General features: G+C 45.4%; 12 protein-coding genes. 9 read left to right on the top strand and 3 right to left on the bottom strand.

The window, feature by feature from the left end; genetic code table 11:
* The 3 genes from yqiA to parC all read left to right on the top strand — a co-directional run bounded on the left by yqiA (position 1) and on the right by parC (position 5,004).
* Positions 1-585, top strand: coding sequence for an esterase YqiA (gene yqiA / locus R7Q11_RS08865; protein ID WP_017820245.1), 585 nt, complete (start codon positions 1-3; stop codon positions 583-585).
* 249 nt (positions 586-834) lie between these two features.
* The gene (parE, locus tag R7Q11_RS08860) at positions 835-2,715 is read left to right on the top strand and encodes a DNA topoisomerase IV subunit B (RefSeq protein ID WP_005387417.1); all 1,881 of its coding nucleotides are present in this window, start codon (positions 835-837) and stop codon (positions 2,713-2,715) included.
* Positions 2,716-2,718: 3 nt separating this feature from the next.
* Positions 2,719-5,004, top strand: coding sequence for a DNA topoisomerase IV subunit A (gene parC, locus R7Q11_RS08855; protein WP_130544765.1), 2,286 nt, complete (start codon positions 2,719-2,721; stop codon positions 5,002-5,004).
* Between the two features lie 37 nt (positions 5,005-5,041).
* Here the strand turns inward: parC and degS are convergent, their stop codons facing one another.
* From degS to zapG, 3 genes are all read right to left on the bottom strand, one after another.
* Complete coding sequence (degS, locus tag R7Q11_RS08850) at positions 5,042-6,106, bottom strand: outer membrane-stress sensor serine endopeptidase DegS (RefSeq protein ID WP_213871834.1); 1,065 nt, start codon at positions 6,104-6,106, stop codon at positions 5,042-5,044.
* Positions 6,107-6,296: 190 nt separating this feature from the next.
* Positions 6,297-7,664 carry a Do family serine endopeptidase gene (locus R7Q11_RS08845; protein WP_025768400.1) on the bottom strand — a complete coding sequence of 456 codons (1,368 nt, stop codon included), beginning with the start codon at positions 7,662-7,664 and terminating at the stop codon, positions 6,297-6,299.
* 200 nt (positions 7,665-7,864) lie between these two features.
* Entirely contained in the window at positions 7,865-8,308 is a 444-nt protein-coding gene (gene zapG / locus R7Q11_RS08840; RefSeq protein ID WP_005379861.1) for a Z-ring associated protein ZapG, read from the bottom strand.
* 195 nt (positions 8,309-8,503) lie between these two features.
* On the opposite strand from zapG, the gene zapE reads away from it, so the two are divergent.
* The 6 genes from zapE (at position 8,504) to R7Q11_RS08810 (ending at position 13,979) form a co-directional block, all read left to right on the top strand.
* Positions 8,504-9,607, top strand: a complete 1,104-nt coding sequence (gene zapE, locus R7Q11_RS08835; RefSeq protein ID WP_042521826.1) for a cell division protein ZapE — start codon at positions 8,504-8,506, stop codon at positions 9,605-9,607.
* 251 nt (positions 9,608-9,858) lie between these two features.
* Positions 9,859-10,287, top strand: coding sequence for a 50S ribosomal protein L13 (rplM, locus tag R7Q11_RS08830; protein WP_005372872.1), 429 nt, complete (start codon positions 9,859-9,861; stop codon positions 10,285-10,287).
* A 15-nt stretch (positions 10,288-10,302) separates the two neighbouring features.
* Entirely contained in the window at positions 10,303-10,695 is a 393-nt protein-coding gene (rpsI, locus tag R7Q11_RS08825; protein WP_005372876.1) for a 30S ribosomal protein S9, read from the top strand.
* 694 nt (positions 10,696-11,389) lie between these two features.
* Positions 11,390-11,980: a ubiquinol-cytochrome c reductase iron-sulfur subunit gene (gene petA, locus R7Q11_RS08820; RefSeq protein WP_005372877.1), complete on the top strand. Its 591-nt coding sequence runs from the start codon at positions 11,390-11,392 to the stop codon at positions 11,978-11,980.
* Positions 11,980-13,245, top strand: a complete 1,266-nt coding sequence (locus tag R7Q11_RS08815; protein WP_005372880.1) for a cytochrome b — start codon at positions 11,980-11,982, stop codon at positions 13,243-13,245. Before petA ends, R7Q11_RS08815 begins: the two co-directional genes overlap by 1 nt.
* Positions 13,242-13,979, top strand: a complete 738-nt coding sequence (locus R7Q11_RS08810) for a cytochrome c1 (protein WP_005372881.1) — start codon at positions 13,242-13,244, stop codon at positions 13,977-13,979. Before R7Q11_RS08815 ends, R7Q11_RS08810 begins: the two co-directional genes overlap by 4 nt.
* Positions 13,980-14,127: the final 148 nt, after the last annotated feature.

The following is a 14,127-nucleotide window of genomic DNA, read 5'->3' as shown; positions in this document are numbered from 1 at the left end:
ATGAGTAAACCTTCACTTCTTCTCTATATCCATGGCTTTAATAGCTCTCCACTCTCCATGAAAGCGAATGTGATGAGAGCCTACTGCGAGCAACATAGGCCTGATATTAAGGTGATTGTTCCCCAGTTACCTTGTTATCCTCAGCAAGCGGCGAAAATGTTGTTGGATATTATCGAGCAATATAAAGACGACTATAAAATTGGTCTAGTGGGCAGCTCATTAGGCGGTTTTATGTCAACGTGGCTAAATGACAAGTTTGGGTTTAAAGCGGTAGTGGTCAACCCCGCAGTCAAGCCTTATGAGTTGCTAGTAGATTATTTGGGTAAGCAAACTAACCCATATACGCATGAAACCTATACACTTGAAGCTTGTCATATTGACGAGTTAAAAGCTCTTGATGTACAAAGCATCGCGTCGCCACATTCTTTTTGGTTATTGCAACAAACAGAAGATGAGGTTTTAGACTATCGACAAGCGGTAGATAAGTTTGCAGACGCTAAGCAAACAGTAGAACAAGGCGGTGATCACAGTTTTGTAGGCTTTGAGCGTTATCCTGCACAGATTATCGAATTTCTAGAACTGTAATTCGAAAGCGATTGGAAAAGGCTCATAGTTTTTATTGATATATCCAACCGTTTCTTGACATGGGCGGTATGCTTTCCGACTATGTTTTGCCAAAAGATCTTAAGGGTCGAGGACCCTGGCTACTTTGTTATGCATCATGTTTACAAACTCTTAGTGATGTGAACAGGGTGGCTTTTTCGTTTCCTGAGTATGGGTACGCCCATTGGTGATACTCAGGCAACAAGTAAACTTTGAGAATAATTCCGTATTATGACTGAACAATATAATGCTGGTGCCATTGAAGTACTGAATGGCTTAGAGCCAGTACGTCGCCGACCAGGGATGTATACGGATACAGCGCGCCCAAACCATTTGGGCCAAGAAGTTATCGACAACAGTGTCGATGAAGCGCTAGCCGGACATGCCTCAAAAGTACAAGTCATCCTACATGCTGACCAATCACTCGAAGTGATCGATGATGGTCGAGGCATGCCTGTTGATATCCACCCAGAAGAGAAAGTATCAGGCGTAGAGCTAATTCTATGTAAGCTACATGCGGGTGGTAAGTTCTCTAACAAAAACTACCAATTCTCTGGTGGTTTGCACGGGGTAGGTATATCTGTAGTAAACGCGTTGTCAAAACGCGTTGAAGTAACAGTTCGTCGTGATGGTCAAGTGTATGAAATTGCATTTGAACACGGCGAGAAAGTGTCTGATCTGACCGTAACTGGCACATGTGGTCGTCGCAATCGCGGTACCAGCGTACATTTCTGGCCTGATGCGAAGTACTTCGATTCGGCTAACTTCTCTGTGACGCGCCTAGTCAACAACCTGCGCGCAAAAGCGGTTTTGTGTCCGGGCTTAGAAATCACATTAACCGACAAAGTTAATGGCAAAGACTATAAGTGGTACTACGAAGATGGTTTGAAAGACTATCTTGCGGAAGGTGTAAAAGGCTATCCAGTTATTCCTGAAGAACCATTTACTGGTGAGTTCTTGGCGGATACTGAAGCGGCAAACTGGGCGGTAATTTGGCAGCCAGAAGGCGGTGAGATGATCACCGAAAGCTACGTTAACCTAATCCCAACCGCTCAAGGTGGTACGCACGTTAATGGTTTACGCCAAGGCTTGTTGGAAGCGATGCGCGAATTCTGTGAGTTCCGTAATCTATTACCTCGTGGTGTGAAGCTAACGGGTGATGACGTTTTCGACCGCTGTTCTTACGTGCTGTCGGTTAAGATTCAAGACCCGCAATTTGCAGGCCAGACCAAAGAACGTCTGTCTTCTCGTCAAACCGCGGCATTTGTCTCTGGCGTTGTAAAAGATGCGTTCAGTCTTTGGTTGAACGAAAAGCCTCAGCTCGCAGAGCAATTGGCAGAAGTCTGTATCGCTAACGCACACCGTCGTATGCGTGCAGCGAAAAAAGTCGTACGTAAGAAAGTGGCGTCCGGCCCAGCACTGCCAGGTAAGTTGACCGACTGTTCAGCACAGGACTTAAGTCGCACTGAAATCTTCTTTGTGGAGGGTGACTCTGCGGGTGGCTCGGCAAAACAGGCACGTGACCGTGAATTCCAAGCCGTGATGCCACTGCGTGGTAAGATCTTGAACACGTGGGAAGTCTCTGCCGATCAAGTTCTTGCGTCTCAAGAAGTACACGATATTTCTGTTGCTTTGGGTATTGACCCAGATAGCGACAACCTCGAGAGTCTTCGTTACGGTAAGATCTGTATCCTTGCCGATGCGGACTCGGATGGTCTTCACATCGCAACGCTGCTTTGTGCTCTATTTACTCGTCACTTCCGCGCACTAGTGGAAGCGGGTCATATCTATGTGGCGATGCCGCCTCTGTACCGAATCGACTGCGGGAAAGAAGTGTTCTACGCCCTCGATGATGATGAAAAAGATGGCATTTTAGAGCGCTTGTCGAAGAAGAAAGCCAAAATCAACGTGCAACGATTCAAAGGTCTGGGTGAGATGAACCCACTTCAGTTGCGTGAAACCACCATGGATCCGAACACGCGTCGCTTAGTGCAGTTAACCATTGACGACTCTACGGCGACCATGGAAATGATGGACATGCTGCTAGGTAAAAAGCGTGCAGATGACCGTCGTTCTTGGCTACAAAACAACGGCGACTTGGCAGAGGTGTAACGGATGTCTACAGAAATTACCTACGATGGCGTCGAACAATTGCCAATGCGCAAGTTCACTGAAGACGCTTATCTGAACTACTCGATGTACGTAATCATGGACCGCGCCTTGCCATACATTGGTGATGGCTTAAAGCCGGTTCAACGACGCATCATTTATGCGATGTCAGAGCTTGGTCTCTCTGCATCAGCAAAATACAAAAAATCTGCACGTACCGTTGGTGACGTGCTAGGTAAATACCATCCGCACGGTGATTCAGCGTGTTACGAAGCGATGGTATTGATGGCTCAGCCATTCTCTTACCGCTATCCATTAGTGGATGGTCAAGGTAACTGGGGTGCGCCAGATGATCCGAAATCATTTGCGGCAATGCGTTATACCGAAGCAAAACTGTCTAAGTTTGCTGAAGTATTGCTTGGCGAACTTGGTCAGGGCACGGTTGAATGGCAACCTAACTTTGATGGCACAATGAAAGAGCCACAAATGTTGCCAGCACGTCTGCCTCACATCCTGCTTAACGGTGTAACCGGCATTGCCGTTGGTATGGCAACAGACATCCCACCGCACAACGTTCGTGAAATCGCAGATGCGACTATTCATTTGATCGACAACCCGAAAGCAGAACTGCCGGACGTGATGCAGTATGTCAAAGGTCCAGATTACCCAACAGAAGCAGAAATTATCTCGCCGCAAGCGGATATCGAGAAGATTTACCGCAACGGTCGTGGCAGCATCAAAATGCGCGCGGTTTGGCATAAAGAAGGTTCTGATATTGTTATCACTTCTTTGCCTCACCAAGTATCGGGTGCCAAACTGCTTGAGCAAATCGCTAACCAGATGCGTGCGAAGAAGCTGCCAATGGTTGACGATCTTCGTGACGAATCGGATCACGAGAACCCAACGCGTATCGTTGTGGTGCCTAAGTCAAACCGCGTCGATTGTGATTTGTTGATGAACCACTTGTTCGCATCAACGGATCTTGAGCGCAGTTACCGCGTTAACTTGAACATGATTGGTTTGGATAACCGTCCTCAAGTTAAAGGTCTGGTGCAAATTCTGTCTGAGTGGATCGAGTTCCGTCGTACGACTGTGCGTCGTCGTCTACAACACCGCCTAGACAAAGTCATGGCTCGTCTACACATCTTGGAAGGTTTGTTGGTTGCTTACCTCAACCTAGATGAAGTGATTGAGATCATCCGTACTGAAGACGATCCAAAAGCGGTGCTGATGGAACGCTTTGGTATTACCGATATCCAAGCGGATGCAATTTTAGATACCAAACTTCGTCATCTAGCAAAACTAGAAGAGATGAAGATCCGTGGTGAGCAAGACGAGCTAGAGAAAGAGCGTGAGAAGCTAGAACAGCTACTCGGTTCTGAGCGTCGTCTGAACACACTACTGAAAAAAGAAATCAAAGCAGACGCAGAGAAATACGGTGATGACCGTCGCTCTCCAATGGTTGAGCGTGCAGAAGCAAAAGCGCTGACTGAACGTGACCTCGTACCAAGTGAGCCAATCACGGTTGTGCTTTCTGAGAAAGGTTGGATTCGTCACGCGAAAGGCCATGACGTGGATGCCGAAGGCTTAAACTATAAGTCGGGTGATAAGTATTTAGCGCATGCTCGAGGTAAGAGTAATCAGCCTGCGGTATTCCTAGGTAGTGACGGTCGAAGTTACTCTCTGGAATCGCACTCACTGCCTTCTGCTCGTAGTCAAGGTGAGCCGATTACCGGTCGCTTGAATATTACGGCTGGTAGCAGTATTCGCCAAGTCATCATGAGTGAAGAAGATCAGCTGTGGCTGGTGGGTTCAGATGCAGGTTACGGCTTTGTATGTAAAGGCGCGGACTTGCTGTCTAAAAACCGCAGTGGTAAAGCGCTCGTCACTTTACCTGCCAACTCTGAGATCATGACGCCAAAAGAGATTGAAGATTTAGACTCTGATGAAATCTTAGCAATCACTAACCAAGGTCGCATGCTGCTGTTCCCAATCAAAGACTTGCCACAACTGGCGAAAGGTAAAGGGAATAAGATCATCAACATTCCTGCTGCTAAAGCAAAAGAGCGAGAAGAAGTACTATCTCACTTAATGTCTTTACCAAAAGGTGCATCGTTAACGCTGTACGCGGGTAAGCGAAAGTTGGGTCTTAAACCGTCTGACCTTGATAACTTCCGTGGCGAACGTGGTCGCCGAGGTGGGTTATTACCGAGAGGTTTGCAGCGAGTCACTCGCATTGAAGTTGAGCTAGATGATTCCGATACGACGGAAACACTGAGCGATAGCGAGTAACGCACAAATAAAAATCCCAGCCAATGGCTGGGATTTTTTATGCTTCTTGCTTGTCTTCAGCAATGGTGACTTTCAAGGTCATCTCTTTTCCTTTGCGAATAATGCCGACATCCACGCTGGTGCCAGGCCGTAAATCGGTGACGATATCCATAACGCTCTGACGTCCCTGAACTTTATTGCCATCAATACTGATAATGATGTCCTGCTTTTGAAAGCCAGCCGCATTTGCTGGGCCATTTGGATCAATACCAAGTACGACAATACCACCTATGTGTTCATTTCCAAGTAGGCGAGCAGTGACCGCATTAATGTCTTGGCCGTCGATTCCAATATAACCACGAATCACGCGGCCATCAGCGATGATTTTCTGCATGATCTTACTGGCTAGCGGCGCAGGGATAGCAAAAGAAATACCGTAAGTTTCTAAGTCTGTTGCTTGCTGAAAAGAGGCGGTATTAATGCCGACGAGCTCGCCTTGTGTGTTCACTAGGGCTCCACCAGAATTACCTTCATTGATGGCTGCATCGGTTTGAATGAATGCTTGACGACCATCGCTAATAGATGAACGACCTGTGGCAGAAATAATGCCGAACGTTGTGGTTTGTCCAAGGTTGTATGGGTTACCGATGGCTAGTACTACATCGCCCACTTGTGGTTTGTAATTAGAGTTCAGAGGGATTACGGGCAAATTCGAACCTTCGACACGCAGTACGGCTATATCAGTACGTTTATCTGTCCCTACGAGCTGAGCCGCTGCGGCTCTGCCGTCTTGTAATGCCACAACAATTTGATCAGCTTGAGCAACCACATGATAGTTAGTAATGATGTAGCCTTTCTCACTAACAATGACACCTGACCCCAGACCTTGAGTCGAGAGTTTACTGCGATCATTCTCAACATACTTACGGCTGTAGATGTTTACCACTGCAGGCGCTGCTCTTCGGACCGCTTGATTAAACGTCAATTCGACTGATGCGATATTAACAGGTTGAGGATCAAGCGCGGCAGGAATTACGTTGTTGCGCAAAGATGGAACCGCCAGTAATACCACTGCGGCAGTAGCCAAGCCTAAAAAGACAGAACGTAATAAAAAGCTGAGCATATCCTCTCCATGCGTGAGCGCCAAAATGGCATCGAAGATGAAGAATAGCATTACATTGAAAAATAACAAAAGGGCAGCACGTCATCGCGCTGCCCTTTTCATTAGTTATTGAGCGATAAGGAAAAGTGATCGAGCCTTATCACTCAGTACTATGCATCGAAAACCTTATTTTATATCACTTTGAAAGTGGTTAACGAATGACAAGATAAATAGTACGCTCACCACGTTGAATATTAAGAGCCAGTACACCTTTGTGTTTCTCTACGATTGTACGAAGCTCGGCAAGGTTTTTCACTCGTTGACGGTTCACACCGATAATAATGTCACCTTGTTGTAATTGATATTGAGCAGCCGGAGAGTTATCTGCAACGCTCGATACTTTAACACCTTGGATTACATCACTTGGTGTTGTATTGCTTAACTCCGCACCTTTGAGTCCCTCATGTAATGTCTCCGCTTTAGCTTTCATATTCGTAGATTCGCCAAGCGTTACATCAAAGGTTTTATTCTTACCATCTCGAACCACGCCTAATGTGATTTCTTTACCTGCGCCCAGTGTTGCCACTTTTGCGCGGAGCTCTGAGAAAGTATTAATCGCTTTGCCGTTCACCGATACAATTACGTCACCGGCTTTTAACCCTGCTTTATCGGCTGCGCTGTCCGGTACGACTTGACCAATAAAGGCCCCTTTACTCGACTCGTAACCCAATGCATCAGCTAGCTCAGAGGTTACTTCGCCGCCTTGCACACCCAACATGCCGCGTTTGACTTCACCAAACTCTAGAATTTGATCAGTGAGGTTTTTCATCATGTTTGATGGAATCGCAAAACCAATACCCACGTTACCGCCGTTAGGGCCTAAAATTGCAGTATTAATACCGATCAGCTCACCATTAAGGTTGACCAATGCACCACCAGAGTTACCGCTGTTAATTGCGGCATCGGTTTGGATGAAGTTTTCGAAGTTTTCAACGTTTAAGCCGCTACGACCAAGGGCTGAAACAATACCCGAAGTCACAGTTTGACCGAGTCCAAATGGGTTACCAATCGCAACCGTAAAGTCACCGACACGCAGTTTGTCGGAATCCGCGACTTTAATCTGCGTTAAGTTTTTCGCTTTCTCTAATTTAAGTAACGCAACATCGGCCATTTCATCACCACCAACGAGAGTAGCGTCATACTCGCGCCCGTCAAAGAGGCGAACTCGAATCTCATCTGCCCCCTTGATCACGTGGTAGTTAGTGACAATATGGCCTTTCTTCGCATCAATAATGACACCAGACCCTAAACCTCTGAACGGGCGCTCTCGCCTTTGTTCCATAGGAAAGTCTGGGCCAAAGAAAAATTGAAATTGCTCGGGAATGCGGCTGGTTTGTACTTGTTTACCTTCTACAGCAATACTCACAACAGCTGGGGTCACCTTCTCAAGCATTGGTGCCAAGCTAGGTAACTGTTGGCCATCCACATTCAAAGGTAATGCGGCAGTGGCTTGAACTGGGGCAATAATCGAACCCAAACTCAGAGATAGAACGGTGAGCGCAAGCAGTGGTTTTTTCATCCAATAACTCCTCTTGAAACATGTCTGCCAAAAAGAAATATCCGAACGGTTAGTTCAATTTGTTAATAACTAATATAGGGTCTAGTTCGGACAATCAAAAGGGGAGGCAGTGCACATCCAAGTTAGAGCGAAGGTGAGGTGAAAAAGTTCAAAAAAGGGCCGATACAAATGTATCGGCCCTAGATAGAAGTAAGAGAGGATTATGATGCTTTTGCGGTTACCGCTTCGGGAGCATTAATGATTTCTTTCTCTTGATCCTTCAAAAGACCGGTGGCGCCATTAGCGTAGTCTTTTGGTTGTTCGTTAAACTCTGGTTGATCTTCTGCAATGGTTTCAGACGACATTGCCGTTTTCTTATCAAACGGGTTGTCTTGTTCTGGTAAGTTTGGCAAAAGCTCAGAAGAGGTCTTGGCCATATGTTGGTATAGCTTGGTGTAATCTTTACCTAGGGTGTCCAACATTTCTGCGGTTTGTGCAAAATGATCGACGAGCTCTTGACGTTGTTGCTCTAATTCAAACTTGGCCGCTTCAAGTTCTTTCTGCACAGACTTTTGTTTCTTGTATTCAGGGGTGGTTAGTCTACTAATGACTACGCCTACGATTGTACCGACCAGCAAACCCACAATGGCATAAATCCAAGGCATAACTGCTCCTTATAGTTGTTTTAACAAGTCTTTTACTACTTAGTTACACGCGGTGCTCGTCCATGTTACTATGGCTTGAACAGCCGATAAAGAAAAATAGCAGTATGTCTTCGGGGACTGATAACTACTTCTCTCTATTCTCAAAGTTGACCCCGAGGCAACCCTTTTCTCTATACCTCTATACGACTTAATACGATGACACCACTACAACAATATCAAAAAGACATAGCAGAACACGGGTTTCAGTGTGATGAAGCTCAGTATCAAGCGGTCGTTGCATTAGACAAGCTTTACCATGCTATCGTTGAATTTCAGTCAGCGCCTGTTCCTCAGCTTTCCAAATGGCAAAAGCTAATGGGGAAAAAAATCGACAAGCCTGAACCACCAAAAGGTCTTTACTTTTGGGGTGGGGTAGGTCGCGGTAAAACCTACCTTATGGATGCATTTTTTGATGCTTTACCGACCCAAAGAAAAATGCGCGTCCACTTCCATCGATTTATGTATCGAGTACATGATGAGTTGAAGCTGTTAGGTGATGTCGAAAATCCTCTATCAAAAGTGGCGGATAAATTTAAAGAAGAAGCCGATGTGGTTTGCTTTGATGAATTTTTTGTTTCCGACATTACTGATGCGATGATCCTTGCAACGCTACTTCAAGAAATGTTCAAGCGGCAGATGATCCTAGTCGCGACTTCAAACATTGAGCCGCAGAACTTATATCGTAACGGTTTGCAAAGAGCGCGCTTTTTGCCCGCGATCGATATGATTTTGGCGCGTTGTGAAGTGTTGAATGTCGATAGTGGCGTTGATTATCGCTTAAGAACGTTAGAACAGGCTGAAATATACCATTACCCGCTTGATGAGCAGGCTAGCATAAACCTTAACAAATATTATCAGCAGCTGACTGGAGAGCGTCAGTTTGTTGCTCATCAAATCGAAGTTAACCACCGTCAACTAGCGGTGATTGAAGCAAGCGACGGGGTGCTGCATGCGTCGTTTGCTCAGTTGTGTCAAACTGCTCGCAGTCAAAATGACTACATTGAATTGTCTCGTATTTACCACACTGTATTACTGGCAGATGTTCAACAAATGAACCGAAAAATAGATGATGCGGCGAGACGCTTTATCGCGCTAGTCGATGAGTTTTACGAGCGCAATGTTAAGTTGATTATTTCTGCTGAAGTGCCAATGGCCGACTTATATACTGACGGGCAGTTAGAGTTCGAATTTAAGCGCTGTTTGTCTCGGCTTACTGAGATGCAAAGTCATGAGTATCTCGCGCGTGAACATTTGGCCTAGATCCAATGGGTTCTTAAAAAAGTGAAGAAAAAATTAGTGATTTGGCGCAAAAAAAGGTGATTTTTTCTTCGCTCTTCTCTATAATCCTGCGACCCACCGTTACTGCAGACCTGATTATCGAAGTTATTTCGAAATTGAAGGTCGAGAGTACCAACGACTCGAAGGGGTGATGACTGGGCTCTTAGACAGTGTGGGAGCACTATTGGGTGTTCCTTTAAAGTTTAAAATTTAATTAACGGGTTATTGTTAGCATGAAAACTTTCGTTGCTAAACCAGAAACTGTAAAACGCGACTGGTACGTTGTAGACGCTGAAGGTAAAACTCTTGGCCGTCTAGCAAGTGAAATTGCATCTCGCCTACGTGGCAAACATAAAGCTGAATACACTCCTCACGTTGACACTGGTGATTACATCATCGTTATCAACGCTGAGAAAGTTGCTGTAACTGGTAACAAAGCTAAGAACAAAGTGTACTACCGTCACTCTGAATTCCCAGGTGGTCTAAAATCTATCACTTTTGAAAAGTTGATCGATCGTAAACCTGAGATGGCTCTTGAGCTTGCAGTTAAAGGCATGCTTCCACGTGGTCCTCTAGGCCGTGCTATGTACCGTAAGCTAAAAGTTTACGCGGGCGCTGAGCACAACCATGTTGCTCAACAACCACAAGTACTAGACATCTAATTGGGGATTTCGAAAATGGCAGAGAATCAATACTACGGCACTGGCCGTCGCAAAAGCTCAGCTGCACGTGTTTTCATTAAACCAGGCAGCGGTAACATTGTAGTAAACAAGCGTAACCTTGACGAATACTTCGGTCGTCCAACAGCACGTATGGTTGTACAACAACCTCTAGAGCTAGTTGAACTAACTGAAAAGCTAGACCTTTACGTAACAGTTAAAGGCGGCGGTATTTCTGGTCAAGCTGGTGCTATCCGTCACGGTATCACTCGCGCGCTTATGGAATACGATGAGTCTCTACGTCCTGCTCTACGCGCAGCTGGCTACGTTACTCGTGACGCTCGTTGCGTTGAACGTAAGAAAGTTGGTCTACGTAAAGCACGTCGTCGTCCACAGTTCTCTAAGCGTTAATTTCCTCTTATCGGGAATTATGCTTTTCAGAGTTACTCTGGAAACTGTGTACCAAAAGCTCGGCTCTATGCCGGGCTTTTTTGTATTTAAAGACATCATACTTGTCTTCAAGCAACGAACAGCCTTCACTTATCATCACACTCCGAGCAGACCTTCTTATTCGTCCTCTTCGTCGAAAGGTTGCCAGTGCCGTTTTATATGTGTGCCTTATTTAACCGCGACTCACCACGCTTTCTCTTGCGATGCAGCATAGATGTATTCATCAACAAGAATGTCTTTGTATCTTATTCTTCCTGTAACATGTTTTAAAATGACTTACGTTCCTTTTTGAGCATTCTGCGTGCTACAAAATTGAAAATATAAACACAGTAAGCTGAACGCGTAATACGAAATATTTCTCTGTGTAATTAACTGAAAACTACCAAGATAAAAGGTTTTATCCGCTTTCAGCGGGGCTTCTATGTGGTGCTTTCTTGTTACAAATCACATCAATTTTTTATAATTCTGCCGCTTTTGTGACGACGCGAGCGATTTGCCTCACAAATGTTACAAAAAGGTAGCTTTATCTTGTCAAAAAGTAGGGTTTTCTTTATCATTTCCCTCCAATAAATAGAACTAAATTCATTATTTGTTAGCCATGCTCTTATAAGCGGAATAATAACGATCCAAAGGGAGCAAATGGGAGAATGTTTGGATGAGCAACGCGCCTTTAAATAACGGTCGCAGGCGTTTTCTAACCGCTACAACGGCAGTTGTTGGTGGGTTAGGGGCAGTCGCCGTCGCCGTGCCTTTTATCAAATCATGGAATCCGAGTGCTAAAGCCAAAGCGGCGGGCGCACCGGTTGAAGTGGATATAAGTAAAATTGAACCAGGTCAGCTGGTTCGTGTTGAGTGGCAGGGAAAACCTGTATGGATTGTTCGCCGCACTCAAAGCGTTCTGGATAACTTAAAATCGATCGGTGATAAGCTTCGCGATCCACAATCTGAAATGGAGCAGCAGCCTGAGTACGCTCAGAATGAGTTTCGTTCGATTAAGGAAGAGTTTTTCGTCGCAGTTGGTTTCTGTACCCACTTAGGTTGTTCACCAACCTATCTACCTGACTCTTTCTCAGAGCAGGTGCAGGGCGTAAGATCTGGCTTCTTCTGTCCTTGTCATGGTTCTAAGTTCGACATGGCTGGTCGAGTGTTCCAAGGAGTACCTGCTCCGTTGAACCTTGTCGTTCCTAAGCACATGTATTTGAGCGATACCAAGCTCATTGTGGGTGTTGATGAGGGAGATGCATAATGCAAGCAATGTTAGATTGGGTTGAAAAGCGTATTCCTGCAATGAATGCTTATAAAAAGCATTTGTCTGAATACCCAATGCCTAAGAACTTCAACTTTTGGTACCTTTTCGGTTCTCTGGCGATGCTGGTTCTTGTTAACCAAATCCTAACGGGTATTTGGCTAACGATGAACTATGTTCCTTCAGGTGACGGTGCATTTGCGTCTATCGAATACATTATGCGTGATGTAGAGTACGGTTGGCTTCTGCGTTACATGCATTCCACTGGCGCGTCAGCGTTTTTCGTTGTTGTGTATCTTCACATGTTCCGTGGTTTGATCTACGGTTCATACCAAAAACCTCGTGAACTGTTGTGGATCTTCGGTATGTTGATCTTCCTAGTTCTCATGGCTGAAGCGTTCATGGGTTACCTACTTCCATGGGGTCAGATGTCATACTGGGGTGCGCAGGTAATCATTTCCCTGTTTGGTGCTATTCCTGTTATCGGTGATGACCTAACACTTTGGATTCGTGGTGACTACATCATCTCTGGTGCAACGCTAAACCGTTTCTTCGCACTACACGTTATTGCACTGCCTATCGTTTTGCTTCTTCTTGTTGTTCTGCACGTATTGGCGCTGCACGAAGTAGGCTCAAACAACCCGGATGGTATCGAAACTAAGCTGCCAAAAGGCTCAATGGGCGACGATTACAAAACGCAATTCAAGTTCCACGATTACTACACGAAGAAATATGACATCATTGATTCGATTCCTTTCCATCCGTACGGCACGGTTAAGGACTTGGTCGGTGTCGCTGGTTTCTTGTTCTTCTTCTGTTACGTGCTGTTCTTTAACCCAGAGATGGGTGGGTACTTCCTTGAGCCGCCTAACTTTGAAGCTGCAAACCCACTGAAGACACCAGAGCATATTGCTCCGGTATGGTACTTCACGCCGTTCTACGCAATCTTACGCGCGGTTCCAGACAAACTATTAGGTGTTATCCTAATGGGCGCGTCAATTGCAGTGCTGTTTGTTCTACCTTGGTTGGATCGTTGTAAAGTTCGTTCATACCGTTACCGTAGCAAACTTCATTTATTGAATATTGTACAGTTCACTATCGCCTTTATCGCTCTGGGTATTTTAGGTGCGTTACCTGCTACACCAACGTACACACTACTATCTCAGATCTTTAGCTTGTGTTACTTCATGTTCTTTGTGTTGCTGTTCTTCTACAGCAAAAATGAAGCAACCAAACCATTACCAGAGAGGGTGACATTCAAATGAAGAAGTGGATTGTAATTCTATTTGCTATGTTGCCATCACTAGCGATGGCAGCTGGGGCCAATGTTCCGCTGGATAAAGCGAATGTTGACCTTACGGATAAAGCTTCGCTACAAAACGGCGCGAAGTTGTTCATGAACTACTGTTTTGCTTGTCACTCTACGCAATACCAGCGTTACGAGCGTGTAGCAACAGACTTGGAAATTCCAACAGACTTAATGAAAGAAAACCTGATTTTCAATCCTGAAGCGAAAATCGGTGATCTAATGGTCAATGCTATGCCACCGAAGCAAGCGGCAAACTGGTTTGGTGCTCCACCACCAGATCTTACGTTGGTTGCACGAGTTCGTGGTGCTGATTGGTTATACACTTACTTACGCTCTTTCTATGTTGATCCATCTCGTCCATTCGGCGTGAACAACATCGTATTCCCGAGTGTTGGTATGCCGCATGTACTTGAAGAGCTACAGGGCATCCCGACGCCGATTTACGATACGAAAATCGTAGATGGCGAAGAAGTACAAGTTGTTGTTGGTACTGAAACCGATGGCACGGGTGAGCTGAGTGAAGGCGAATATGACAAAGCGGTTGGCGATCTCGTTAACTTCTTAGTTTATTCAGGTGACCCAGTGCAGCTTGAGCGTCATGCTTTAGGCTGGTGGGTAATGGGCTTCTTAGTGCTTCTAACCATCGTTGTTGTGATGCTCAAGAAAGAGTATTGGCGCGATGTGCATTAATTGTGCTAAAATACCGTGCTAATTCCCAATTTTAATTGATGTACAATGGAGGCTTAGCCTCCATTGTTTTTATTTTCAGCCCTAAACCACCTACTTCAGTAGGTGGTTATCATCCGTTTCGGCTTTGCCTGTAAAACTACTCATGCTA

It is taken from the genome of Vibrio sp. 970 (genome assembly GCF_033339075.1).
Note: the sequence above shows the minus strand (reverse complement) of the source record. Positions and strands in the feature narration are given on the sequence as shown.

Bases quoted from the DNA above. Each gene is read 5' to 3' on its own strand.
- parE (WP_005387417.1), top strand. From the start codon at position 835: ATGACTGAACAATATAATGCTGGTGCCATTGAAGTACTGAATGGCTTA.
- R7Q11_RS08815 (WP_005372880.1), top strand. From the start codon at position 11,980: ATGCAAGCAATGTTAGATTGGGTTGAAAAGCGTATTCCTGCAATGAAT.
- degS (WP_213871834.1), bottom strand. From the start codon at position 6,106: ATGCTCAGCTTTTTATTACGTTCTGTCTTTTTAGGCTTGGCTACTGCC.
- R7Q11_RS08810 (WP_005372881.1), top strand. From the start codon at position 13,242: ATGAAGAAGTGGATTGTAATTCTATTTGCTATGTTGCCATCACTAGCG.
- rplM (WP_005372872.1), top strand. From the start codon at position 9,859: ATGAAAACTTTCGTTGCTAAACCAGAAACTGTAAAACGCGACTGGTAC.
- yqiA (WP_017820245.1), top strand. From the start codon at position 1: ATGAGTAAACCTTCACTTCTTCTCTATATCCATGGCTTTAATAGCTCT.
- petA (WP_005372877.1), top strand. From the start codon at position 11,390: ATGAGCAACGCGCCTTTAAATAACGGTCGCAGGCGTTTTCTAACCGCT.
- zapG (WP_005379861.1), bottom strand. From the start codon at position 8,308: ATGCCTTGGATTTATGCCATTGTGGGTTTGCTGGTCGGTACAATCGTA.
- zapE (WP_042521826.1), top strand. From the start codon at position 8,504: ATGACACCACTACAACAATATCAAAAAGACATAGCAGAACACGGGTTT.
- R7Q11_RS08845 (WP_025768400.1), bottom strand. From the start codon at position 7,664: ATGAAAAAACCACTGCTTGCGCTCACCGTTCTATCTCTGAGTTTGGGT.
- rpsI (WP_005372876.1), top strand. From the start codon at position 10,303: ATGGCAGAGAATCAATACTACGGCACTGGCCGTCGCAAAAGCTCAGCT.
- parC (WP_130544765.1), top strand. From the start codon at position 2,719: ATGTCTACAGAAATTACCTACGATGGCGTCGAACAATTGCCAATGCGC.